At 43.8% G+C, this 23,474-nt stretch carries 21 protein-coding genes; 13 read left to right on the top strand and 8 right to left on the bottom strand.

The genetic code is table 11. The features are described 5' to 3' along the window. Positions 1–36 precede the first annotated feature (36 nt). Positions 37–1,488 carry a formate transporter FocA gene (gene focA / locus V1U08_RS01945; RefSeq protein WP_330469764.1) on the bottom strand — a complete coding sequence of 484 codons (1,452 nt, stop codon included), beginning with the start codon at positions 1,486–1,488 and terminating at the stop codon, positions 37–39. A gap of 257 nt (positions 1,489–1,745) precedes the next feature. Between focA and V1U08_RS01940 the strand changes: the two genes are divergently transcribed. Together V1U08_RS01940 and V1U08_RS01935 are read left to right on the top strand one after the other, a co-directional pair. Next, a complete protein-coding gene (locus V1U08_RS01940) occupies positions 1,746–2,651 on the top strand; it encodes a LysR substrate-binding domain-containing protein (protein ID WP_014234265.1) in 906 nt (301 codons plus the stop codon). Positions 2,652–2,877: 226 nt separating this feature from the next. Next, positions 2,878–3,363 carry a DUF1097 domain-containing protein gene (locus V1U08_RS01935; RefSeq protein ID WP_330469763.1) on the top strand — a complete coding sequence of 162 codons (486 nt, stop codon included), beginning with the start codon at positions 2,878–2,880 and terminating at the stop codon, positions 3,361–3,363. Between the two features lie 127 nt (positions 3,364–3,490). On the opposite strand, the gene V1U08_RS01930 is transcribed toward V1U08_RS01935, so the two are convergent. Further along, entirely contained in the window at positions 3,491–5,125 is a 1,635-nt protein-coding gene (locus V1U08_RS01930) for an ATP-dependent endonuclease (protein WP_014234263.1), read from the bottom strand. A gap of 258 nt (positions 5,126–5,383) precedes the next feature. Between V1U08_RS01930 and V1U08_RS01925 the strand changes: the two genes are divergently transcribed. From V1U08_RS01925 to V1U08_RS01915, 3 genes are all read left to right on the top strand, one after another. Then, positions 5,384–7,126, top strand: coding sequence for a bifunctional metallophosphatase/5'-nucleotidase (locus tag V1U08_RS01925; RefSeq protein WP_330469762.1), 1,743 nt, complete (start codon positions 5,384–5,386; stop codon positions 7,124–7,126). A 523-nt stretch (positions 7,127–7,649) separates the two neighbouring features. Further along, positions 7,650–8,669: a TerC/Alx family metal homeostasis membrane protein gene (locus V1U08_RS01920; RefSeq protein ID WP_330469761.1), complete on the top strand. Its 1,020-nt coding sequence runs from the start codon at positions 7,650–7,652 to the stop codon at positions 8,667–8,669. Positions 8,670–8,946: 277 nt separating this feature from the next. Beyond that, positions 8,947–9,138: a hypothetical protein gene (locus tag V1U08_RS01915; protein ID WP_014234260.1), complete on the top strand. Its 192-nt coding sequence runs from the start codon at positions 8,947–8,949 to the stop codon at positions 9,136–9,138. Positions 9,139–9,295: 157 nt separating this feature from the next. Here V1U08_RS01915 and V1U08_RS01910 read toward each other — a convergent pair whose 3' ends face one another. The 3 genes from V1U08_RS01910 to V1U08_RS01900 form a co-directional block, all read right to left on the bottom strand. Continuing rightward, on the bottom strand, positions 9,296–9,853 hold the full coding sequence (locus V1U08_RS01910; protein WP_330469760.1) for an alkylphosphonate utilization protein: 558 nt from the start codon (positions 9,851–9,853) through the stop codon (positions 9,296–9,298). A gap of 296 nt (positions 9,854–10,149) precedes the next feature. Next, positions 10,150–12,558: a VolA/Pla-1 family phospholipase gene (locus V1U08_RS01905; RefSeq protein WP_330469759.1), complete on the bottom strand. Its 2,409-nt coding sequence runs from the start codon at positions 12,556–12,558 to the stop codon at positions 10,150–10,152. Between the two features lie 21 nt (positions 12,559–12,579). Continuing rightward, the gene (locus tag V1U08_RS01900; RefSeq protein ID WP_243978210.1) at positions 12,580–13,821 is read right to left on the bottom strand and encodes an outer membrane protein transport protein; all 1,242 of its coding nucleotides are present in this window, start codon (positions 13,819–13,821) and stop codon (positions 12,580–12,582) included. A 414-nt stretch (positions 13,822–14,235) separates the two neighbouring features. Between V1U08_RS01900 and V1U08_RS01895 the strand changes: the two genes are divergently transcribed. Further along, complete coding sequence (locus V1U08_RS01895) at positions 14,236–15,264, top strand: site-2 protease family protein (RefSeq protein ID WP_330469758.1); 1,029 nt, start codon at positions 14,236–14,238, stop codon at positions 15,262–15,264. A gap of 79 nt (positions 15,265–15,343) precedes the next feature. On the opposite strand, the gene V1U08_RS01890 is transcribed toward V1U08_RS01895, so the two are convergent. After that, the gene (locus tag V1U08_RS01890; RefSeq protein ID WP_330469757.1) at positions 15,344–16,132 is read right to left on the bottom strand and encodes a M48 family metallopeptidase; all 789 of its coding nucleotides are present in this window, start codon (positions 16,130–16,132) and stop codon (positions 15,344–15,346) included. 170 nt (positions 16,133–16,302) lie between these two features. Here V1U08_RS01890 and V1U08_RS01885 point away from each other — a divergent pair, with 170 nt between their 5' ends. The 5 genes from V1U08_RS01885 to cutA all read left to right on the top strand — a co-directional run bounded on the left by V1U08_RS01885 (position 16,303) and on the right by cutA (position 19,355). Beyond that, on the top strand, positions 16,303–16,731 hold the full coding sequence (locus tag V1U08_RS01885; RefSeq protein WP_020334902.1) for a hotdog fold thioesterase: 429 nt from the start codon (positions 16,303–16,305) through the stop codon (positions 16,729–16,731). A gap of 12 nt (positions 16,732–16,743) precedes the next feature. Beyond that, entirely contained in the window at positions 16,744–16,977 is a 234-nt protein-coding gene (locus tag V1U08_RS01880) for a DUF3389 domain-containing protein (protein WP_020334901.1), read from the top strand. Positions 16,978–17,056: 79 nt separating this feature from the next. Beyond that, positions 17,057–18,754: an SgrR family transcriptional regulator gene (locus V1U08_RS01875; protein ID WP_330469756.1), complete on the top strand. Its 1,698-nt coding sequence runs from the start codon at positions 17,057–17,059 to the stop codon at positions 18,752–18,754. A gap of 6 nt (positions 18,755–18,760) precedes the next feature. Then, positions 18,761–19,012, top strand: a complete 252-nt coding sequence (locus V1U08_RS01870) for a hypothetical protein (RefSeq protein WP_014234251.1) — start codon at positions 18,761–18,763, stop codon at positions 19,010–19,012. Positions 19,013–19,022: 10 nt separating this feature from the next. After that, positions 19,023–19,355, top strand: a complete 333-nt coding sequence (gene cutA / locus V1U08_RS01865; protein ID WP_329353371.1) for a divalent-cation tolerance protein CutA — start codon at positions 19,023–19,025, stop codon at positions 19,353–19,355. On the opposite strand, the gene V1U08_RS01860 is transcribed toward cutA, so the two are convergent. Further along, positions 19,317–19,913 carry a DUF2238 domain-containing protein gene (locus V1U08_RS01860; protein ID WP_065301177.1) on the bottom strand — a complete coding sequence of 199 codons (597 nt, stop codon included), beginning with the start codon at positions 19,911–19,913 and terminating at the stop codon, positions 19,317–19,319. The genes cutA and V1U08_RS01860 overlap by 39 nt on opposite strands. Positions 19,914–20,173: 260 nt before the next feature. On the opposite strand from V1U08_RS01860, the gene V1U08_RS01855 reads away from it, so the two are divergent. Continuing rightward, the gene (locus V1U08_RS01855; RefSeq protein WP_118120040.1) at positions 20,174–21,013 is read left to right on the top strand and encodes an isopenicillin N synthase family dioxygenase; all 840 of its coding nucleotides are present in this window, start codon (positions 20,174–20,176) and stop codon (positions 21,011–21,013) included. Between the two features lie 33 nt (positions 21,014–21,046). Further along, the gene (locus tag V1U08_RS01850) at positions 21,047–21,703 is read left to right on the top strand and encodes a DNA-J related domain-containing protein (protein ID WP_330469755.1); all 657 of its coding nucleotides are present in this window, start codon (positions 21,047–21,049) and stop codon (positions 21,701–21,703) included. A 46-nt stretch (positions 21,704–21,749) separates the two neighbouring features. On the opposite strand, the gene V1U08_RS01845 is transcribed toward V1U08_RS01850, so the two are convergent. Next, complete coding sequence (locus V1U08_RS01845) at positions 21,750–23,405, bottom strand: ABC-ATPase domain-containing protein (RefSeq protein WP_065301175.1); 1,656 nt, start codon at positions 23,403–23,405, stop codon at positions 21,750–21,752. Positions 23,406–23,474: the final 69 nt, after the last annotated feature.

Below are 23,474 nucleotides of genomic sequence, written 5' to 3'. Positions count from 1 at the left end.
TTTTAGTGCCAACTAACTAAAGTTAGTGTTTTATTGTTATGCGGTTTCTAATTCGTCTTGTTCTACTAGATTCAAACGCTCACCGTAAACGGTACGTAATGCATTCATTATTTCGACACGTGTTACTACGCCGACTAAGAGTCCATTCTCTAATACCGGAAGCACTTGCGGTTTACTGACGTTCATACTCTTGGCACGCTCTTCCAAAGAAAGAGAAGTTAAGCGTGTTGCAATGCCCATATTACTTGTAGGGAACAGCTTTTCTTTGTCGATACACATAAACTCCACCACATCGACTAAACGGTCACCAGCATCAATAGCGACAATGTCACGGCTCATCAAATCAACCACTTTCTGACCGTTAACCGGAATGTAATCCTCGCACCAAAGATCGACCATAATATCGTGCGCCGACAGGAAGCCAACTAAACGATTATGAACATCAACGACAGGGGCGCTGGTTAAGTGATGATCAAGTAAGGTATCAAGTGCTGTGACTACCGGAGTTTCTGCGCTGATAGTCACTGGAGCAGGGTTCATAATGTCCTTAACAAAAGAGCTATTTTTCATGTTGGATTCCTTAACTGACATGAGTGGTGTTGTTTTAGTGATGGTTTGAATGTTGGCGGCTTTTAGCTCAGGTCGACGGAAAATACACCAGTTTGATAAGCCAACTAATACAGCGCCGCCTACTATATTTCCTAGTGTTACCGGGATTAAGTTTGCAGTGACAAAGTGAAACACATTGAGGTCTGCGTATTGGGATGCAGGAACGCCGATAGACAGCCAGAACGACTCTGGCGCAAAATTAGCGATAACAATGCCAAGCGGGACCATGAACATATTGGCGACACAGTGCTCGAAGCCACTGCTTACGAACATAGCGACAGGTAAAATCGTCATTGCCGCTTTTGTCATCGCATTTGCAGAACTAAAGGTTAGCCAGATTGCTAGACACACCAAAAGGTTACATAGAATACCGAGTGCAAACGCCTGAACTAACGTGTGATGCAGTTTGTGCTGTGCGATGTTAAGTGCATTCAATCCCCATTGACCGCCGTCCATTTGGTATAAGCCTGCCGCTGTAACCAGTGCGAGCAACAGCATTGCTCCAATAAAGTTACCCACATAGACTTTGCCCCAAATTGATAGCATTTTTCCAAAAGATATCTGCTTGTTCGCCCAGGATATGCTTGAGAGTACTGAGCTAGTGAACAGTTCGCCTCCACAGATAACGATCAGGATCAAACCCATACTGAAAGCTATTCCGCCTGCAAGACGACTCAATCCCCAACCTGCACCTGCGCTACCCGTTGTCACGGTGATATAGAACAAGAATGCCAAACCGATAAATGCGCCAGCCATTGCGGCAAGACTGAGTGTCATCGAGCTCGTTTTTTGGGCTTTGCTCAGTGCAAACTTCTCTGCTTCAGCCATCATTTCTTTCGGAGAAAAATACTGGTGATTGTCAGAGTTGATCACCGCCATACTGACTCCTTAGTTTTTGATGCCATAAAAACTCCTTGATTTATAAACTCATAACTATTGTTGTTGTATTTTGAACTGCGGTATTCCTGAACCGCACAATCAGGCTAATAGGAAAATTCCGACAGGGAAAATTGATATTGTTTAAGGTTCACATCAATTCAATTGATAACTAATCTAAGATGAGTAAAATGAATGCCGTTGCTTATGTTTTTAATCAGGTGAGGGTATGGGAATACTCGCTCGTAAAGGAGGACACATTGCGCTATTCACTAAAGCAATTAGCGGTTTTTAATGCAGTTGCCGATTCAGGAAGTGTAAGCCAGGCTGCAGACAAGCTGGCTCTGACACAATCGGCGACAAGTATGTCGCTCTCACAATTGGAAAAAATGCTTGGTCGGCCATTATTTGAAAGGCAGGGCAAGCAAATGGCGTTGACCCATTGGGGAGTGTGGCTGAGGCCCAAAGCAAAACGCTTGCTGCAAGATGCTTTACAGATTGAAATGGGTTTTTACGAGCAACATTTGTTGAGTGGGGAGGTTCGCATTTGTGCGAGTCAAACGCCTGCAGAACACTTAGTCCCTGATCTTATCAGTATTATTGATAATGACTTTCCTGAGATGCGCATCTCTTTGAATGTGAAAAGTACCAGAAGCGTCCTTGAAGGCGTATTGGATTACAAGTACGACTTGGGAATCATTGAAGGCCGTTGCGATGACAACCGTTTGCACCAGGAAGTCTGGTGTCGCGACCATCTGACGGTTGTCGCGGCTTCACATCATCCTTTTGCCAAGCGCCAAACCGTAAGTTTAGCCCAGTTAGAACAAGCAAAGTGGGTATTGCGTGAAGATGGTTCTGGTACACGCAAAACCTTCGATAGTTCGATCAGTAAACTTATCGAGGATCTTGATGTTTGGCGTGAATACGAACATGTGCCAGTACTTCGCAGCTTAGTGGCTAATGGCCAGTACTTAACCTGCTTACCTTATTTGGATGTTGAGCGTTATATCCAAGCTGGTCTGCTGGTTGCCTTAGATGTTCCAGAACTCAAAATGGAGCGCACGCTTTCATTCATTTGGCGAGCGGATATGGCAGAAAACCCATTAGTAGACTGCATTAAGCGCGAAGGCTTACGCATGATGAAAGGTAAGCCGACGATTTTATAGCGCCTGATAATATCGCATGAACAACGGTGTTTGTTATTTACTAAATCTGTTGATTTATCGTTTACGTCAAATTTATAGTGTAATAGATGAAACAAAAGTGAGTTATTTGTGATCAATATCACCGATAAGCTGAGGGAATACTTCTAGTATCGGTTCTTGATTTCAATGTTTAAAGCCAGCTATCAAACCAGAAGGGTCTGATACTAGCTAAGCAGGTACGAATACCATGACGACACTATTTGCGATTTCTATTACTACTGGGATTTTGTCCGGCGTTTGGGGATGGATAGCAATCTCTTTAGGCCTACTATCCTGGGCGGGGTTTTTAGGTTGTACTAGTTACTTTGCCTCCCCGACAAGTGGCCTGAAAGGATTGGCAACCAGCCTTATTACAAATTTAACCGGCGTGTTCTGGGCTATGGTCATTATCTATGGTTCAACCTACGTAGGGTTAGAAATTCTGGGCTACGTAATAACGGCAATTGTGGCTTTCTTTATGTGTATTCAAGCTAAGCAAGCTTGGTTATCTTACATTCCTGGTACATTTATCGGCTCATGTGCAACCTTTGCAGCGGATGGTAACTGGCAACTTGTTGTACCGTCGCTGGTATTAGGTGGTGTATTTGGTTATCTAATGAAAGCGACTGGTCTTTGGTTACACTCGAAATCAAATACTACTTCAACTTCTTCGCTCGCAGAGCAAGTGCAGTAGTGACCCCCGATCTAATTGGTATCCACTGAGCACTGAGAGTACTTTTCTTCTCAATGCTATTCATCAAAGTTATTGATATTTGATACAAGCACACTTTAATAGTGTGCTTTTTTTTACTTTTTCCGCCCTAAGTATTACCACTTGCCATAGTAACGATACGTTTTAGGGTCCAGCGCAATAGAACAGGGATACATTCCACGCCGTTCTCTTCACAATGCGAAACAATCGCTAGGGCTAAATCAGGCTTGGCATGTTTTTTTAGCACTCGGTTGACCACTTTTTTCGCGGGAATTTGATGATCGTGAGGAACCTTTATCATGTCTTTAAAGAAAACTTCAAATCCATGGTTGTAAAGGAAATGCTCAATATCTCGATCTGGTAACTCGGTTAAACGGTGGCGCTCCTGGTCATGCTCTAATTGTGAACGAACCGTATGAGCGTACTTTTTACCAGCGGCATCGCCGTCTGTTACTACGTGCCAGTCAATACCAAACTCTTTTGCGACTTTAATTATTGAACGCAAGCCAGACTGAGCAAACTCGACTATCTGAACACCTTCAGCCGCTAAATCATAACCACATTGACGCGCTAACTCATTAAAAAGCCAGACTTCGGTTTCACCTTCCACTAACAACCAGCAACGAGCAAAAAGCGCACCTGCTCGGTGAAAGCGTATGTGGAAACCAATACGCCTTAGTTCATCTCGTCCGAATTTAGATGGATTAAGGCTCTTCGCGATGGTGCGATCAGACAGGCGGTACAGACGCCGTATCGAATAAAGCGGAACGGAACCGAGCAAACTCCCACTGTTAGTGGTCAGAATTTTTTGCATCGGCAGTAGTTGAAGCAAGGACCAGGCTCTCGCTAAATGAGTAGGGTGTAAGCGACCTTCAGGATCTTCAATGATTAAGATTGGCCGTGCACAACGCCTTAGCTCGGTTGGTCCTTTCGCTTGCAGGTACGTGTTAAGCAAGCCCATTAGAAGCAAGCGACTCTGCTTATCGTTAGTTTCTTTTAAATATTGGCTCAGGCCCTTATCGGAAGGGTGGCTATTATAAAACAGGCCGTCTCTAGGCTTCCTTGGGTTCCCTCTGCTGGTACTTCGGAACGCGAAATAGTGATCGATCAACGTTTGCATAGAAGAAAGGCTACTGCGAATTTCCCCCTTATTGACTTGACCTGGCATGGCTAATAGCCGTCTACAAGTGTTGTCGATGCGCTTTTCAATCCGGGAATTTCTATTGTCACCGTTGATATGAGATGGGTGAGGGAAACGACGAGAGTCTCTTAAGCGAATGACCGGATGTAGTGTCATTAATTCAATAGCAAGTTTTTCAGAATGATGGATCTTTATTGTTTTCCCTTCATTATCGAGAAACGTATACTGAGTCGTGATGTCATGATCGACACGAGAGCCACTGATTCTATAGTAGATTACATGCTCTCCATTGTCTTTTGTACACCAAGCAGGCTTAATCCTACGGTAACGGCCCGCTTTTACCTCTTGCCTATCTTGTGCTTTAAAGCAAAGAATAATCTCGATATGCTGAGATTGAGGGTGGGAGATAGAGTAATCAACGTGAAAATCTTTCAGGTCAAACTCATATAGATTCCCGTCTGTTGGTAGTGCAATGGATAGGGCATCAAGTAATGAAGACTTACCCCATGTATTCTCACCAATGAGCGTGGTGAGTTCATCAAAAGAGAGTGAAAGGCGTTTAATGCCTCTAAACCCGGAGATTTCGATGCGTTCTAGTCTCATCTCAATCCTCCTCGCAATTATTTGAATTATAGAGAATTATCTTGCTGTCTTTAAGCATATAGTAATTCTTAAATGTTGCTATAAGCTCAGTTCACAAATTTACGAGAGCCTGCATAGGAAGTGGATCGATGCGTTTATGAAATGTGAGTTCACCTATGCATGGTCACGGAAAAATGAAATGGAAATTCGCTGTTTCATAAAATTCATGATTCTGTCATGATCCACTCCTTATTATTATAAGGAATGAAAAGAGAGAAGATGAAAATGAATAAAAATCATAAGCCAGTAAGAATAAAACTGGCACACATCAATGACACTCATTCCTACTTTGAGCCAACGTCATTACAGCTAAAATTACAAATCAACAAAGAAGTTACGCTAGAGCCATACGTGAGTGCAGGTGGTTTTTCTCGCATTGCCACACGCGTCGAACAACTCCGCGATGATGCTAATCGCCAAGGGCACGGAATGTTATTTTTACATGCCGGTGATTGCTTTCAGGGCACTCTGTACTTTTCTTTATTTAAAGGCAAAGCCAATGCTGACCTGCTAAACGCGCTACAAATCGACGCGATGGCATTAGGCAACCATGAATTGGATATGGGTAATGAACCCGTAGCGCAGTTCTGTCAGCGTACCAATTTTCCATTACTTGCTGGTAACTGGGATCTGTCCAACGAATCAGTTTCTAAAACTCATCGAGTGAGTGATTGTGGCAATGTGCTGAGTTATCAGCATCAAACTCAAAGCGCGCAATATATGGTGAAAGAGTTTGATGGCGTACCAGTGGCCATTTTTGGTCTGTCGATCGATAAAATGAGTGATATTGCGAACCCCGACGCAGATACTCCTTTCGTGGCAGCGATTGATACAGCTAAAGCGACGGTCGAGCAAATTCACGCGGCTGGAATCAAAAACATCATATTGCTTAGCCATCTGGGTTACGAAGGTGACTTAGAACTAGCAGAACAGGTTGACGGCATTGGGATCATCGTTGGTGGCCATAGTCATCGTCTGCAAGGCGATTTCTCATCGATAGGCTTAGGTAAAGACGACCAATACGGGGTGAACGTTAACGGGACGTATGTGGTTCAAGCTGGTTTCCATGCACTGACGATTGGACACTGTGTACTCGAGTTTGATGAAGATGGCAGAGCGACGATGCTAAATGGTCAAAATGAGCTTTTACTTGGCCGTCGTATATTTTGGGATTCTTCACTCAACCAACAACTGGACCAGGGCGTATTTGAAACAGCGTGTGACTTTATTCATGGTCAGCCAAATGTTGTCGTGTGTAAAAAACACCCTGAGACGCAGGCGATTTTAACGGACAAGTACATACCACGCGTACGCGCACTTCAATCGCAGGTTATCGCGAATGTCGAAAATAAAAAACGCCACGTTCGTATCCCTGATGAATTTGGCGGTAGCGAACTCGCTTCCGCGGTGGCGCATTCATTCTTGCACAGCTTAAATCAACGTGGACATGAAATTCAGTTCGCCATTCACAACGCTGGTGGCGTAAGAACGTCACTCAACCCGGGTAAACTTACGATTGCCGATGTTGCCGGACGTTTATTGCCATTTGCCGTTCCTATTGGTTTTTATAACGTGCAGGGAAGTGTGATTCGCCGAGCTTTAGAAGGCGCAATTAATAACGCGTTGAACAATGGTGTCGAAGGCACCGGATCTGGTAGTTATCCGTACACATACAACCTGAACTTTGAGTACAAAGCCCATCTTCCTAAAGGGAAACGCATTACCGTATTAGAGATCTTCAACGAGAATCGCTGGATCAACGTACAAGATGAGGTTTGGTATCGTGGTACCTCATCGGCATATACAATGAAAGGCAAAGAAGGTTACGAAGCCCTATTGGATATGGAAGGTGAGGGAAGTGTCAGCAATCTGTCGATGGCGGATTGTTTCATTGAACTGCTCACTGATGACCCTAACTGCTTGAACCAAAATCACAAATTCTATACTCAGCAGCGTAGTTAGCCATTTTGGGTACCCATCTTGCTTATCTTTCCATGATAAATGGGGTGAAGGTAAAACGGATGTGGAATAAAGACTGGAGTGATGTTGCGGTAGTTGTTGCTTGGGTTGCCGCTTGGTCATTACTAGCACATGTTATGCCTGTGATGGGATATTGAGCTGAGCAAAATATTAAGAAAAGGGAGCACAGTCGTGCTTCCTTTTTTATGGGCATCACATTCATTAATGTAATGCTTTGAATGTCATAAAGTATCTCTGCCTTATCGATAGCTATTCTTTGTTGGAAAATTAAAATGACAGGCGTATGATGGCCCCGTTTGGGGAGTAGTTAGCGCAAGTTTACTTATCGTCATCTCGTTAAGCGTATGCTTATCCGGTAAGTAAAGGTGTCATTGATTCATTTAATTTGGCACTTCAACGAGACCAACGCATTCAACAATTGGCAGACACATGATTCATGTGGCTGTTGGTTTATATTGTATGCGGAAGGTCACCAAATCAGTGGTTCTTCCGCGTAGGAGGAATCATGTCTCTTATTGAAAATACCACCCAAGTTAGTCAATCGGTTCTGCTTCAAGAATCTCTCAATATGTATGCCGTTTTCGGGCTATTTACACTCGTTTTAGTCGCGCTTGATATTTACCAAACGCGCGGTGGCGTTGTGCCGATGAAAAAAGCCATTACTTGGAGCATCTTTTGGTTTTTGTTGGCCTTTGTGTTTGCGGGTTCTACCTACCTGTTCTGGGATTTTTATGCGCCTCATAGCCACTATACCAATACAAAAGCGGCAGTTTCGTTCCTTACCGGGTATTTGCTGGAGAAATCACTCAGTGTTGATAACCTGTTTGTTTTCGCAATCATTTTTGCTCAGTACAACGTGCCTGAACATTTGCGACCGAGAGCACTGCTTTGGGGTGTGATTGGTGCTTTGTTACTTCGTGCCGTCATGATTGCTGTCGGGGCGCAGCTATTGGCTCAATATCACTGGGTATTGTACTTATTCGCGGCATTTCTGATTTGGACCGGTATTAAACTCGCGCAAGGGAGTGGTGAAAACGAAGAGGTTAACCCGTATCCGGAGAAGTTTATCCGTAAACTCATTCCAGTAACTGATGGTTACCACAATAACCACATGATAGTGAAGCAGGCGGGTAAGTGGTTGGCGACACCGATGTTCATCGTCGTAGCGGTGATCGCGGTAATGGATGTGATGTTCGCATTGGACTCAATTCCCGCGATTTTTGCCGTCACACGAGAGCCCTTCTTGGTGCTTGCAGCGAACGTATTTGCGTTACTTGGGCTTCGCTCACTGTATTTTGTATTACAAGCAATGTTAGATAAGTTCGTTTACTTGAAGCCAGCTTTGTCTGTGATCATGATGTTTATTGGTGTGAAAATGCTTTTGGTTGGTACGGACTATGAAATACCGACGATTTGGTCTCTCACATTCCTAATCCTGGTGATGACCTCGGCCGTAGTCGCTTCGGTTTATAAGAACAAAGAAGATGCAGTATCCAGAGTTAATATTACTAATCAAAAATATTGATGTGTTTGGTGTGTTAATTTGATATCGAATATTATTTGGTTAATAAAATGTTGCTAATTCGGGTTGAAATATGAGGTAACTTAAAGTTATTCAAGCATTATTGGGCTAATTTGAATAAATATTCGTCTGGCGAGTATTAGTATATCCAGTGTTTGTTATTGGTTTGTTTTATTAGAAAAAGTAATCCGAAAGGGTAGTTTTTGTCACTTTTTAAACTGAAACGATGTGACTATTATACACCCAACAAAACCTATTACTGCTTTAAAGAGAGGCAATCATGGCACAAGCAATGCAAATGACAAATGTAGCTTTACCAACCTCTATGGATAAGAAGACCTACTCGGTCAACTTCAAAGGATTGATTGCACACTTACTAGACATTCTTTTTGTAGATAACTCAACACCACGTGGTTACTACGCAGAAGATTTGTCAGCTCATATTCAGAAAGACATCGGTATGTATCGTTAATCTGAAGACAGTAATGAACAAAGCCAGCTTAATCGCTGGCTTTTTTGTATCTATTTCAGGGTCACCACGAGGCGGTATGACTAGCCACTTCTATAGCGAGCTAAAACAAAAACAGGGCTCCGACTGGAACCCTGTTTTTAGATAAAAGTAACGTCTATTACTTCTTACGACAGAACTCTGCGATCACATACATAGACTGACCACCGTTTGCCTTACCAGAAACCAATTTTGGATCGTCGCCAAGACTGATACCACGGATAACCGTACCTTGTTTGATTACTTGGTTTGTGCCTTTAACTGGTAGATCTTTAATTACTGTTACATCGTCACCTTTTTTAAGTTCAGTGCCGTTACAGTCAACCGTTTTATCATCAGCAGACATACCCTTCATGGCCCAGTTCATTTGCTCTTCTTCCATGTACATCATGTCAAGAGCATCCTGAGCCCAGCTTTCAGTGTTTAGGCGAGTCAGTTGGCGCCATGCAGTGACTTGTACTGCTGGCACTTGGCTCCACATGCTGTCATTTAGACAACGCCAGTGGTTAATGTCTTTAGGTTCTTCGATCTCGCTTAGACATTTGTCACAAATCATAATAGCGGTATCAACTGTTACGTTACCGTGTGGTGGAACAGCGTAAGCAGTTAATGGAGATTCAGAAGAACATAGTTCACATTTTGACTCGCAGCGTGCAAGCAAAGTAGATTCGATAGACATAAGGACTCACCTTAGTAATGTTATTTTGTGGCGGTATTATCCACTTTATCCTGATAAATAAAAGGGTGTTAGGGAATTTAGGTTTGGTTTTTACAATATTGCAACTTGATTAATGTAAATATGTAAAACATTTGGTAATAAAATTGATGTCGGAATATAAAAGCTCATTGTAACTATAAACAGGCATGAATCTTTTTGCGCTCCTGCCATGCAAATGCCCCCAATAATTGAAGATCAACTATTGAGGGCATAACAATAAGACATAGGGTTTCAGTCTTAGATTTTATATCTGATGTTTATTTCAGAACTGACGTGTTAGAAACACCAGTTAACACATTATCCATTAGGAAATCGGTGTTCTCGGTTTGCATTTCGATGTAGTGATCGAGGTCAGCCAAAGTACCACTTGGTGATGCAAACGTACTGTGTGTCGCTGTCGAGTTGAACTGAACGAAGCTCGCCGTTGCTGACACTGATGGGTCTGAACTATTAACCTTCTTTAAGCCTAGTTTCTTGGCCAGTGGTTCTGTACCTGCGAATAGCGCGTTGTTAACGCTATTCGGAACTACTGAATCACCCTCAGTTTGTGTCATAAAGAATGGTGTTGATAGCGTACCTGAAGACATCAAATCACTAGCGTTAGTGAATGGGTCAACAGTATCTAGCGTTGTCTGAGCAGCGTAGATGAACTGAGAGAAGCCAGAGCCTAGTTCGGTTAGCTGCGCTGCAGTGGCAAGACCTTCAAAGGTCTCATAACAGGCTTTTGCATCTAATTCGGTACATTGTGCATCAGCAAATGACATGTAGCCCGTTGAAGCAGCGTAAGCCAGATTATGCTTTATCTGAGGCCCGAAGTTTGCCGAGCCCAATAACAAGTTACCTATTTGACCACCTGAGTTCTGGATAGAAGCCGCGCTAAACGAATAGAGCGCATCTGCCGTTGGGCTACCTAGAGAATTATTGGCTGCTGCAACCGCAGATGTACCAACGATACCGCCTAGAGAATGACCCAACATCTTAACTTGCGAGCCAGCCATTGGGTTGAAACCCTGAAGAGGCCCAGTTGCTAAAAGACCACCTTGTGCCGATACGACCAAGCTTGCACGAAGGCCCAGAACGTCCAGTACACTTTGACGTAAATTGTCACGAGCTACCGCTAAGTTCGACAGGTTCAGATAAGCTAGAACGTTCGCATTCGCCGAGCGTTGTTCATCAAGGCTACGTGTGCCATGCATAGGCAAGTCGATAGCAATAACGGCTACGCCTGCTTTAACCATGTTGTAGGCAAACGCATAGGCAGTTTCTTTTGATGACGTGATGCCGTGTTGATAAACCACAACGTCAGTGGCAACACCTGATTGAGGCGTGAAGAGAAGAAACTCTACATCTTCAACAGACTTAACTGCAGGAACAGGAGAATAACGCGTAATAATACGTTCACTGTCTAATTGGCTACCGTCGCTCAGATACAGGGTAGAACCAACCAGCTTAAGCTGTTCCGTAGGATCACTTGCCAGCTTCGTTACATCCACAGGGTTCTCTGCGAAAACACCGGTAGAAAGCTGCTGAACCATATTCGCTTGCTCATTTGGATCGGCGAGAGCAGCGCTAAGTTTTGCAAGGCTTGGCATTGCAGAAACCATTGGCTGCATGTTCCAATCTGCACCTTTCTCAAGGTAGTAAGGGAGTTTTACCGAGCCTTGAGTCACATTCACGCTAGCGCCAGAAGCGTTGTAGAGGCCTTTTATCGCCGTCTTAGCTGCGTCTAGGTCACTAACGTATTGATTGAAATCCTGGTCATTATCAAGAGCCGTTACAAAATCCTCGGTCGTGCCAAACGTCATGGTATAAGCGGCCGCGAGATCAACGGAATTATCATTTGAATCTGCTTTATACACGTTATTCAGCGTGTTTGCGCCAGTAGCGAAGCCTGTTGCCGTCACGCCTTTCACTGCGGCCAGAGTATCACCCACAGATTGCGTGCTAAACCAAGATGAGTAGACAATATCATCAGGGCTAACACTTGCTAAGCCGAAAATACCTTCAACTGCCGTTGTCACTGCTTGAACAGAAGCTAAGTCACCGGTTTCGTACACGACTTCCTTGCTTTTGGCGATAGCGTAGTTCGAAGACGTACCGATCGGGTCGCCATTAACATCAGTTATGTCTTGCGTTACAGCAAAAATGTACTCGCTCGATTCGTCCAGAGCATCCATAAACTGGATATAGAGTGAATTACCATTGGTTTGGACAACATAATCTGTGCCGAGTGTCAGAACTTCTTCGATCGGATTGCTGGTGCCATCCCAATCAGTCAGGCGCGTATTGATTTTGATGACTTTTACACCCGACGTCACCATACCTGTAGCAAATCCATCACCGTCGAAGTTTAATACGATAGGCATTGATGTAGACCAACCATCCATAGTGTTCATCGAGGCTCTTGGATTGGTTAATGCGTCATCGCCTTCGGTCGGCAGACCTAAAGTGCCATCGGTCGAATCCATCAGTAGATAGGATGGGGCAGGAACCACAGCATTCGCACCTTGAAGTGTAAATTGTATTGATGTTTGGCGATCAAGTAGTGCCTGAACAGCGGGTTCAAATCCTATTTGTTCCGAGGTGCCTCGACTGGCAGACTCGTCACCACAACCAGCAAGTAGGATGGCAGAACAAAGCAGAGATAATTTAAAAGTGTGTTTCATTGGTTTACTCCGTTAAACCTACTAGTTGAAGGTGTAATTCATTTGTACTGAACTGATGTAAGCCATACCGTCAGAATCGAATGTCAGCTCTTGGCCAGATGCGTTAGTTTCTTTGAAAGAACTGTCTTCACTCTGCACTAAAGTGAAACCAGCATCAAAAGACAGGTTGTCGTTCCATGCGTAAGTTAAACCCGCGCTATACCAGTAGCGATCCGTATCTGGGATGCTCAATGTTGGCTTACCAGCCTGCTCGTCGTATGCAACACCCGCACGGAATGTCCAGCTAGGGTTCAGCGTGTAAGTAGCACCAACTGAATAACGGTTATTATCATCGTATTTTTCTTGTTTGGAGAAACACACGCCGTTGTTACATTGGTCACTGGTCGCTCGTAGTTCAGTAAATTGACTCCAGTTGGTTAGCATCCAGCTGTAGTGAAACGCCCATTGGTCATTGACTTGGTGAAAGCCCGATAGCTCAAAGATAGAAGGAAGCGTGATCTTTATACGTCCGTCGACTTTAGCTGCGGTTGCGATACCAGAGTCGTAACTACGGAATTCACCTTCTTCGAAATCAAGGTCAACTTGTGAACGGTAGCCGATACCAAAACGGTTGTTCTTATCCACTTCATACAGGGCTCCAAGGTTCCAACCCCAGGCAAACGTCTCATCTTCCATGCTGATCAATTTGTCAGACTTTTGGCTTCCTGGTCCAAACAATGGTGCTAGTGAACCTTTATGTCGTGTTAACTCAGCTTCGGCATAAACCAGACTCACGCCGCCAGCAACACTAAATGCATCATTGATACGATATGCAAGGTTTGGATTTATGCTGACCGACATTAGCGATGTTTTACCTGCCAGATCGCCCGCAGAAATATCCGTTGGATACTCCGTTGCAACACCGTACGTTGTAAACATGCCGATGCCCCAAGCAAACTTATCGTTGATAGGACTGACATAGTAAGCAGCAGGAACTGCGGCCAAAGGTGCTATGTCATCAGAGTGTTCATCATAAAAAGTGTCATAAATGTTTATTTCAGGATCAATCACGCTTATAGCGCCTGAAAACTGAGCTTGTTCGAAAAGTGTCATGGCTGCCGGGTTTCGTGCCAGAACACTGGCATTGTCTGCGACAGCGGCTTCGCCTGAAAATGCTCGACCAAGACCAGATGCTGAATGTTCAACAACCTGAAAACCCGCTGATTGGGCATTACACGCAAACAATATCGAAATTGTAAGCAGAGAGCAGCGCTTCTTGTTCATCCTTGACCCTCCTGGGGTGTCTTTAAGCTAGACCGTAGTCCTTTTAATTGTTGTGTAGTGATGAGGCCATTGTTTGTTATGAATTATGTTCACAATGTAAATGCAATGTTAAACGTATGTTTAATTAATTGTCAAAGATTGAGATGAATTTGTTTTTTAAATTTGATGCATAGGTCAAACGTTGGGACGTAAGCTTATGTATTGTCTTTGTATTTTTTATACGAATGGTTAGACCAGAATTATTTCGTAACACTAATGGATAAAAAGCGTTCAAAAGGCTGGCAATTAGGCTTTATGAAAGCCATATAACCTCTGATAAACTTGGTATTTTGAATTTTCAGGTCATTAGGCTAGAGCACGTTGGAATTACTACATATTGAATTTTTAGGCCGATCACTCAGATTGGAAGGATCAATGGCGGGCTGGCAGCAGTTGTATTGGGACAACACACTAGTCTCTCAGATTGATGCCAGTGAGAACGAGTCTGAGCGAAGCTCACATCAGTTTAAACTTATGGCTGGTGAAGAGGTATTGCAGTGTGAGCTAGATTGTGCAGTTCAGTGGCAGCCTTTCAGTTTGTCATATCACGTCAAAATGAATGACACTCTAGTGACTAGTGGTTCTCGAAATGAGAAAGATATTGAACGTCAGAAACCACAAGTCGCCCCTCCAAGTGAAAAGCGCTTAAGCCTAATTGGTATCGTATCGTTAGGTATGAAAGCCTTAAAAAGTGCCAAAGTCATTAAAGTGGCATTAGCTTCCGCTAGTTTGGCCGCATACTCTTGGCTGTTCTCAATCGAGTTTGCCCTCGCACTGATTGCCTGCCTTGTGTTTCACGAATGGGGGCACATTAAAGCGATGAAGTACTTTGGTATGAAAACCAAAGGTATTTACCTGATTCCATTTCTGGGTGGGCTTGCGTTAAGTGATGAAAAAATCAACACTCGCTGGCAAGATGTGGTTATCTCCATCATGGGACCGTTTTTTGGTTTGGTATTGAGTATTGTTTTTACTCTTCTGTATTGGGTAACTGGTGAGATAACGTTTGCTGGTCTCGCCGTATTTAACGCATTGCTAAACCTATTCAATTTATTACCAATTTTGCCTTTAGACGGCGGGCATGTGCTGAAGAGCATAACCTTCTCCATGAATACCTGGGTTGGGTTAGCGGGCAGCATACTCACCGCGATACTTGGTATCGTACTGAGTTACTCACTTGGTTTAACGCTACTTGGCTTTTTATTGATCATGGGGATGCTGGAAGTGGTCATGGAATGGCGAACCCGTCACCACAGTCATTTATTGCCACTAACACGTTATGGGCAATTGTTCTCTTTTGCCTGGTATGTCGTATCCGTTGGTGGTTTCGTGGCTATTATTTGGTATTTCGCGAGCCTGGGAGATAGCTTACTCAGTTTACCGATGCAAATTTTAGGAACTTAAATCACCAGCTCCGAATGTTAAAAAAAGCTCCAAAATGGAGCTTTTTAAGTTTCTTCACACGTCGTTTTCTAAATGGGGCTTAACCACACTTCGGCGCTTTAACGTTGTAATTAGGTAGCTTTCTTATTGTCGCTTGTAGCTCTTTAATACGCGTGCTGTGGGATGGGTGAGTGGAGAAAAATTCAGGCGGCTGAGCACCACCAGATGCTGCACTCATATTTTTCCATAGATCGATGCTCTGGTTTGGATCGAAACCCGCTTTTGCCATGTAATCGAGGCCAACAATGTCGGCTTCGGATTCCTGAGTTCTTCCGTATGGTAAAATCACACCGTATTGGACACCAGCACCTAATGCCGCCATCGTCATTTCTTGATATTGCTTATATTCTGAAGCGCCAATAACAACGTTAGCAAGTGATAAACCCGTGTTTGCTAACTGGCTTTGAGATAGGCGTTCATTACTGTGGTCTGCAAGAACGTGCGCGACTTCGTGACCAATGACGGTTGCCAGCTGATCCTGGTTTTTGGCAACGCCAAGCAAACCCGTATACACACCAATTTTTCCGCCAGGCAGAGCAAAGGCGTTGACCTGTTTACTGTCAAATACAACAACTTCCCAAGTTTGGAACCCTGGTTGCGAGGGAATGACATCTGTTACGTGTTTAGCAACACATTGCACGTAAGCGTTCATCTTTTTATCTTTACTGATTGGGATGTCTTTCTTCATTTGGTCGAAAGATTTCGCCCCAAGAGAGGACATCTCTTGATCAGAAAACATCAGAAGCTGATTACGACCAGTAGGAGATGCACTACAAGCTGTTAAACCTGCGACGGCCAAAAGAGCAGAAGCTTTAATCCATACCTTCATATTTGGTTCCACATATTTATTTCTATTTCGATCAACAGTATATACGTAATTATCGAGTATAAAAGAGCATCTTGCCGTTGTAGTTATGCCTTGAAGTAGAGACGTAATAGAGACTATGCTAGGCAATTCCTAATCCATAGTTACCAACACTTTAAAAATAAGAGCATAAAATGAGCATTTGGAAAAAGCCAATCAGTGTAGAGATACTTAATGCAACGTCTAAAAACACTATGATGGAGCATTTACAAATTGAATATACCGAATTCACCGACGACTCCATTAGCGCAACCATGCCAGTGTGTAGTATTACCCATCAACCGTTAGGGCTGCTGCATGGAGGTGCTTCTGTTGTACTAGCAGAAACGCTGGGGTCGGTTGCAGCCAACTTTTGTGTGGGTGAAGGAAGCTATTGTGTTGGCTTAGACATCAATGCCAACCATGTCAGAGCGATGCGCAGTGGATACGTTATCGGTACAGCAAAGCCATTGCATTTGGGCGTCTCAACTCAGGTTTGGCAGATCAATATTACCGATGAGCGTGATCGCTTAGTCTGTACCAGTCGTTTGACTATCGCTGTGAAACAGCAAAAATCGAAGTGAGTGTAGACTAAGATGGTCATTGAATTCTCACTGGGTAAAATCATCGCGACACAACGTGAAATCGTTATTAAGTTATCCGGCGCTTCCATGGTGACACTACAGGCTCAGACGGATGCCATTCAACTTCTCGGAAGAGGTGCAAACGTGGTGTTGTGTCATGGTGCGGAGTGTAAGTGGTCGATAAAACTCGATAACGAGGAGCAACTCATTCTGATTTCGAAAGAAATTGGTATAGATATTCAATAAATTACCCATCAAAATTTGCACTTTTTCATAAAAATGAGGAAACTTGGTTTATTGACATCTAAACAAGATTTTCCTCTTTATGAGTAGTCCGCGCCTACGTGTTCAGTTTGAAACACTATTTGAAAAATTCTCTGGAAACGATACAGAAGTTCAGCTCGAAGATATTACTGAAGCGCTGTTTTGTACGCGTCGTAATGCTCGCATTGTTCTCAATAAACTAGAAGAAGAGGGTTGGATTGAGTGGCACCCAGCCGCGGGTCGAGGAAAGCTCTCTAAGCTGGTATTCAAACGCAGTCGTAGCGATGTAAGTGAAAATCTGGCAAGACGCTATCTGGATGAAGGAAAAATTGGCCAGGCATTGGAGGCGTTAGATAACGACGCGACCAGACTCACTCAGGTCATTCAAGGTTATTTAGGACTTCAGCACCGCCAAGGTGAGCAGGTTATCCGTTTACCTTATTACCGTCCACTGGCGATGCTGAATCCACAAAAGCCAATGCGTCGCTCAGAACAACATATCGCAAGACAAGTTTTTAGTGGTCTGACTCGGCTGGATGAAAATGAACAGCTTAAACCCGACTTAGCTCATACTTGGGAGTCGTTAAGTGATACACACTGGCGTTTTTATCTACGCCGAGGGGTACGATTCCATAACGGTGAACTTCTCACAACGGATTGTGTGTTGGAAAGCGTTCGTGCACTAAGTGGCTTAAACCTGTTTGCGCATATCTCGAAAGTCTCATCACCTTTGCCTTGGACGGTTGATATAGAGCTTGTACGTCCAGACCGTTACCTGCCTCTTGCATTAAGTGAATCTCACGCGAAAATTCTGTTACCTCAGGCACAACGTTCAGAAGAGTTTGACAGAAAACCGATAGGAACAGGTCCTTTTCAGGTCAAAGTGAACGATGATAAACGCCTTATTTTAACGGCGTTCGATGGATATTTCGGCTTAAGACCTTTGTTGGATCAGGTCGAGGTGTGGGTAATTGACGAAGCTTATTCATCAATGGTTTACCCAAGCTTATCCAAGCCTCAGATGGACAAGCATGCTTCAACCGATGAGGTCGAGCTGGATCCTGGCTGTACATTTCTTTTACTTAACAAGAATACTGGCATAGCCAAAGACCCAAGATGGGCCGAGTTCTTTAGTCAGGTGTTAAACAGCCATCAAATATACGCTCATGTACCACAAGATAAAGTCATAGAGCTTGGTGTGTTACAAGCTTTTGGGATTAAGCCGGGCTGGATTGATTTAAGGCCAACACAAGCTGGTGCTATACCTCAGCAAGGTAAAGTTATTTCAGTTGCATACCAAAAGAAACACCCGATGTTTCCGGTGATTGCCAAAGCGATTAAGAGCCTCTTGAAACCGCATGGTGTCGAGGTTGAGTTCATTCGTTATGATAGCCAGCCGCCAGAGCCAAACGCCGTAGACATTTGGATTAAAGCGATGGGTATCGCTACGAATCGAGACGATGCGCTCGCTGGTTGGCTGCTGGACTACAGTGACATTGAGACGTTTAGCTCCAGTTACGACTTTGCCGATTGGGAGGCGCTCGTAGATCAATGGCGTGCAGGCGTCTATGCGGAATTTCCCGCTCGTGAACTCGGTAGACAGTTAGTCAAAAGTCATCAGGTGGTTCCGATGTTCCATTGCTGGCTGGGTGTGAATAAGGACCACAGCGGCGCATTACAAAATGCGAAATGTAACGCTTTGGGCTGGTTTGATTTTAGTAACGTATGGGTAAAACCGCACATACCCAATAATTTATAATTAACGATGGCAAAACCGAATAAAAAGCAACCGACGAAAACCGTCGATATTTATTGCGCAAAATGCAAAGCTCAGCTGTTTAAGTACCGTAAAGGTGGAAAAGGCGCTTTAGTAAAATGTTTTAAAGAGCGTATCGTAGAGGACTTTACACAAACACCATGTATTTGCCCTGGCTGCCAACAAGAGTTTGCCAGAGATACATTGGTAAGAGGCACGCCGGCATATAAAATGATTGGTGGTAAAGTGACAATGAAGTAGGGAGTTCAGAATGACCACAAAGCATGATTACTGCATAGTGCTAAGTACTACAGCGAATGAACAGAACCGGGATCAAATAATAAAAGGTCTGTTAGAAGCGAAGCTCGCTGCCTGCATTCAAACGATGCCTATTGAGAGTCATTATGTCTGGAAAGGCGAAATTTGTAACGATACGGAATGGCTGTTAGTGATTAAAACTCGGCGTGAGTTGTACGAGCTGGTCGAAGAAAAAATTGAGAACTTGCACGAGTATGAAGTGGCTCAAATAGTACAAGTTCCCATTGTTGATGGTTTTAATCCGTACTTAGAGTGGCTTCGTGAGTCGACGCTGAGCCGACATTAGAATTAACGCGACGATAGCACCGACCGTGTCACATAGAATGTCTTTCTGGGCATCCCATATATCACCTTGTGAACCCAGAAAGGCAATGCCTTCATCGCCACCAGCAATAGCGGCGTACCACCACTCAATGATTTCATAGCCTGCTGCTAAAGACATAATGGCAAATAAGGCAAACCAACAAGAAAACTTAACATTGAGCTTCTTTTTATATATCAAATATTCTGCGATCGGGTAGGCGTACAAACCGATCGAGAAATGGGCGACCCGATCAAAATTGTTTCTTTCTGATCCAATCAAATTATTAAACCAGTCAAACGGAACTTCAGCAAACGTATATTTTGCTCCGACAGTATGCAGACACAGCCAGATAAACATCAATACATAGGCCGTGTTACTAAATTGATATCGAATTGAAATAATCCAAATCGCAATCAGGATACCAATTGCCGGAAAAATTTCGGCAAACCAAACCGCCCGTGAGTTGGGCTCCAATGCTGAAAACAGAAACACGACGGCATAAATAATCGTTAGTCCCAACAGTGTAGAAGTGCTTTTCATAAGTTATTCGATCCTTCACTTGGTTTTTTACGACAAGTCGAACGAAATGAGTATTGCTCAACTTATCGATGTCATAATTACATTTAATTGAACGCTGTGCAATTGTTTGTTTCCAGTGATATTGATAACGATAACTGTTGGATAATGTACAGACCGCGCAACATTGAAGCGTTTGCGCGTGCACATTTCATTAAAGTTTGATTTACAACATGTCCGTACATAGAATCCGTGACTCAACCAAATAAAAAAGAAGTAAAGTCATGAAACTGGAAACTGTCGATTACCTTGCTGATGATGCTGCTCAACAGTTCGTTGCATCTCTACGCGAAACTGGGTTTGGCGTGTTAAAGAACCATCCTATTCCTCAAGAGTTGGTGGAATCAATTTACAATAACTGGCAGGCTTTTTTTAGCTCTGAACAAAAAAATGATTTTCACTTTAACGTTGATACACAAGATGGTTACTTCCCGCCTTCTGTTTCTGAAGTAGCGAAAGGGCATTCAGTAAAAGATATTAAAGAATATTTTCATGTTTACCCTTGGGGTCAGATCCCAGAGCAGTTGAAAGCCGAGATTCTGGAGTATTACCAGCGTGCGGATGCTTTTGCTCAAGAACTTTTGGGTTGGGTTGAGCAGTATGCACCTGCAGAAGTTCAGGAAAGGTTTTCAATCGCGCTGTCAGAAATGATCAATAATAGCCAAAAAACATTGCTTCGAGTTCTACATTACCCACCGATGACTGGTGAAGAAGAGCCGGGCGCAATCCGTGCTGCTGCGCATGAAGACATCAACCTACTTACCGTATTGCCAGCTGCAAACGAGCCAGGTCTACAGGTTAAGAGCAAAGAAGGTGAGTGGATCGATGTACCATGTGACTTCGGCAACTTGATCATCAATATCGGTGACATGCTTCAAGAAGCATCAGGTGGTTACTTCCCATCAACAACGCATCGCGTTATCAACCCAACGGGTGGACGTCAGGATAAATCGCGTATTTCATTACCGCTGTTCTTACACCCGAAACCAGATGTGGTACTTTCAGAGCGTTACACTGCGCATAGCTACCTGATGGAACGCTTACGCGAACTTGGTGTAATTTAAACCTAATCGTTGACTACTAAGGCTGGTGGCTTGATGCTATCGGCCTTTTTTGTTTCTAATTTTAAGGAAGGAAAATTGGCATTACAAAGCGAGCTAACTCAACACAGTGAGATAGATAATCCGTTGCTGTGGCCCATATTGGAGATCCTTGGAAAACACCCTTCAGGTTGGAAAGTACACACTTTAGCCAGTCAGCTACGTGAACTAGGGTACATTCACCAGTTTGACCCATCTCCAGATAAGGACTTGTTTAAAAGAAACTTCCTTATCATGAACGCGTTATATCTGCTTCAAGAGCATTTATATCCGGAACAATGGCTTTGTGTCGATGCAATGAATATTTCCCTTATAGGGGAGGCAGACTCGTCACTTAACGCGATTGATCATCTCGATCCTTTGCGCGACTATTACCTTAATTGGACTCATTTTGAAGCAAGTGAGAGCGAAGTTCGCGGCCTACTCAAAGAATTTTGGCAAACTTATCAACGCTACATTGGTGGGCACTTTACTAGTGATATGGATAAGTCCAAGGCGCTGGCACTGTTTGAGTTAGAAAGCACAGCAACGCAGGAAGAGGTCCGAAAACGTTGGCGTAAACTGGCTTTTCGTTGGCATCCTGACTGTGAAGGTGGTGACGCTGACCGTTTTAGAATGTTATGTAAGGCGTGGAACGTCCTTCGAGACAAGTAATAAAGGCAGCACAAATCGGCTGCCTTTATATTTGCGATGTCGTCGGTTAGTGTGACGGCTTGAATTGAGATTTACGCATACGGTTTAATGCTGCCATCACATCCAGTGTGCGAGGCTTAGCTAAGTCACCTTGTTTTGGTAACGATGCATGCCATTCTGCAGATAACATCTCTTCGATTTCTTTCGCTGGATTTTCACACCAGCCTGGAAGTTGTGCCAACTGGAACCAAAGCCAACCAATCGTGTTCACTTCGTCAGCGGATTCCAACTGTTCCAAAGCACTTAAATCGGTAAATTCCTTACCGAAGCGAAGTGAATCTTTGCCCTTGGCATTCACGCGGAACTTACCATCGGTCAGGATATTCATTAACGCCACACGGTTTAACGCTCGTGGACGGAACGTTTTCAATGCTTCTTCCGATTCGTTATGACGCTGAGTTGGGTGCTGAGCAATGACCTGTTTCGCTTTCTCAGTAACATCGACCGCTTGGTAGTCGTGCATCTGAATAACGGTATCCGCCACATCCAGATAATCACCAGAGCCACCCATTACGATGATCGTGGAAATATCGAGTTCATCTCTGAGTTGTCCGATGCGATCGACCAGTGGTGTAATCGGCTCATCGCCTTTCGCCACTAATGCCTGCATGCGCTCATCACGAATCATAAAGTTTGTTGCCGAGGTATCTTCATCGATAAGCAGAGAGGTTGCTCCCGCTTCGATGGACTCTTGCAGCCATGCGGCTTGAGATGTTGAACCTGACGCATCTTGGGTCGCAAAATCAGCGGTATCTTTACCCATTGGTAGATGATTAATGTAGTTCGACAGATTTAAGTGATGAACACAGCGTCCATCTTCAGCGCGAATCTTCATTGATTTATTGTCAGTAACAACATACTCACGACCATCTTCTGGAATGTGATCGTAAATAGAACGTTCAATAGCATTCAGTAAGGTGGATTTACCATGAAAACCGCCACCAACAATGAGCGAGATGCCTTTTGGGATACCTAAACCGGTAATATAACCTTTGTTTGGAGCATGCAGAGTCACTTGTAGCGATTCCGGTGCCTTAAATTCGACGGCATCTTTCATCGGTAAGTCACAGTTACCAGCCACGCGAGGAAGAACACTGCCATTTGCAACGAATGCAACTAAATTATTGGCTTCCAATTGTTCTCTAAGCGCATCTTGATCTTCCACAACCTGACAATGCTTTATCAGCGCATCTTTATCTAGCTCACGTTCGAGCGTTGCACGTCTAATAAATTTAGGTAAGTGGAAAGTCAGAATGTTATTGGCCTTCTTACCAAGTACTGAGCGGCCTTCAGCTGGAAGATTCACTCGAAAACGCAGTTCAATACCTTCTTCAGTAAACAGAACGGCGGTATTGTCGAGTACCGTTTGGCCGTTCAAAGCAATGGAAACGGAGTTTTCTTGCTTGGCAAAAAGGTCAAAACTGCGAGCGATAAAATCTCGTGCAGCTCGCTGGAACGCCGCGGATTCATTTCTTAACCACTCAAGACCAGTTAGAGACCATTCGCGAGTTGCACGCAAGCGAGAAGCAGAAGCATAAGGGTCACCTTGAATGTGGTCGATAAACAAAGTGAAATCAGTAAAGTCATATTGACCTTTGATTTGCTGGTAAGCACGGTAGTTCTGCTTTTCAATTTTCTTAAGCGTGGCAGTTAACTGATCCATGAAAATATTGGCCTTTTTATTAGAAGCGGGCGGCGATTATAGGAATCGCCGACTATAGAGTAAAGCAGT

The organism is Vibrio sp. YYF0003 (genome assembly GCF_036350715.1).
GTDB classification, from domain to species: Bacteria; Pseudomonadota; Gammaproteobacteria; order Enterobacterales; family Vibrionaceae; genus Vibrio; species Vibrio natriegens.
This window is presented reverse-complemented; position numbering and strand designations above follow the sequence as displayed.

Bases quoted from the DNA above. Each gene is read 5' to 3' on its own strand.
- focA (WP_330469764.1), bottom strand. From the start codon at position 1,488: ATGGCGGTGATCAACTCTGACAATCACCAGTATTTTTCTCCGAAAGAA.
- V1U08_RS01935 (WP_330469763.1), top strand. From the start codon at position 2,878: ATGACGACACTATTTGCGATTTCTATTACTACTGGGATTTTGTCCGGC.
- V1U08_RS01930 (WP_014234263.1), bottom strand. From the start codon at position 5,125: ATGAGACTAGAACGCATCGAAATCTCCGGGTTTAGAGGCATTAAACGC.
- V1U08_RS01925 (WP_330469762.1), top strand. From the start codon at position 5,384: ATGAAAATGAATAAAAATCATAAGCCAGTAAGAATAAAACTGGCACAC.
- V1U08_RS01920 (WP_330469761.1), top strand. From the start codon at position 7,650: ATGTCTCTTATTGAAAATACCACCCAAGTTAGTCAATCGGTTCTGCTT.
- V1U08_RS01915 (WP_014234260.1), top strand. From the start codon at position 8,947: ATGGCACAAGCAATGCAAATGACAAATGTAGCTTTACCAACCTCTATG.
- V1U08_RS01910 (WP_330469760.1), bottom strand. From the start codon at position 9,853: ATGTCTATCGAATCTACTTTGCTTGCACGCTGCGAGTCAAAATGTGAA.
- V1U08_RS01905 (WP_330469759.1), bottom strand. From the start codon at position 12,558: ATGAAACACACTTTTAAATTATCTCTGCTTTGTTCTGCCATCCTACTT.
- V1U08_RS01900 (WP_243978210.1), bottom strand. From the start codon at position 13,821: ATGAACAAGAAGCGCTGCTCTCTGCTTACAATTTCGATATTGTTTGCG.
- V1U08_RS01895 (WP_330469758.1), top strand. From the start codon at position 14,236: ATGGCGGGCTGGCAGCAGTTGTATTGGGACAACACACTAGTCTCTCAG.
- V1U08_RS01890 (WP_330469757.1), bottom strand. From the start codon at position 16,132: ATGAAGGTATGGATTAAAGCTTCTGCTCTTTTGGCCGTCGCAGGTTTA.
- V1U08_RS01885 (WP_020334902.1), top strand. From the start codon at position 16,303: ATGAGCATTTGGAAAAAGCCAATCAGTGTAGAGATACTTAATGCAACG.
- V1U08_RS01880 (WP_020334901.1), top strand. From the start codon at position 16,744: ATGGTCATTGAATTCTCACTGGGTAAAATCATCGCGACACAACGTGAA.
- V1U08_RS01875 (WP_330469756.1), top strand. From the start codon at position 17,057: ATGAGTAGTCCGCGCCTACGTGTTCAGTTTGAAACACTATTTGAAAAA.
- V1U08_RS01870 (WP_014234251.1), top strand. From the start codon at position 18,761: ATGGCAAAACCGAATAAAAAGCAACCGACGAAAACCGTCGATATTTAT.
- cutA (WP_329353371.1), top strand. From the start codon at position 19,023: ATGACCACAAAGCATGATTACTGCATAGTGCTAAGTACTACAGCGAAT.
- V1U08_RS01860 (WP_065301177.1), bottom strand. From the start codon at position 19,913: ATGAAAAGCACTTCTACACTGTTGGGACTAACGATTATTTATGCCGTC.
- V1U08_RS01855 (WP_118120040.1), top strand. From the start codon at position 20,174: ATGAAACTGGAAACTGTCGATTACCTTGCTGATGATGCTGCTCAACAG.
- V1U08_RS01850 (WP_330469755.1), top strand. From the start codon at position 21,047: ATGCTATCGGCCTTTTTTGTTTCTAATTTTAAGGAAGGAAAATTGGCA.
- V1U08_RS01845 (WP_065301175.1), bottom strand. From the start codon at position 23,405: ATGGATCAGTTAACTGCCACGCTTAAGAAAATTGAAAAGCAGAACTAC.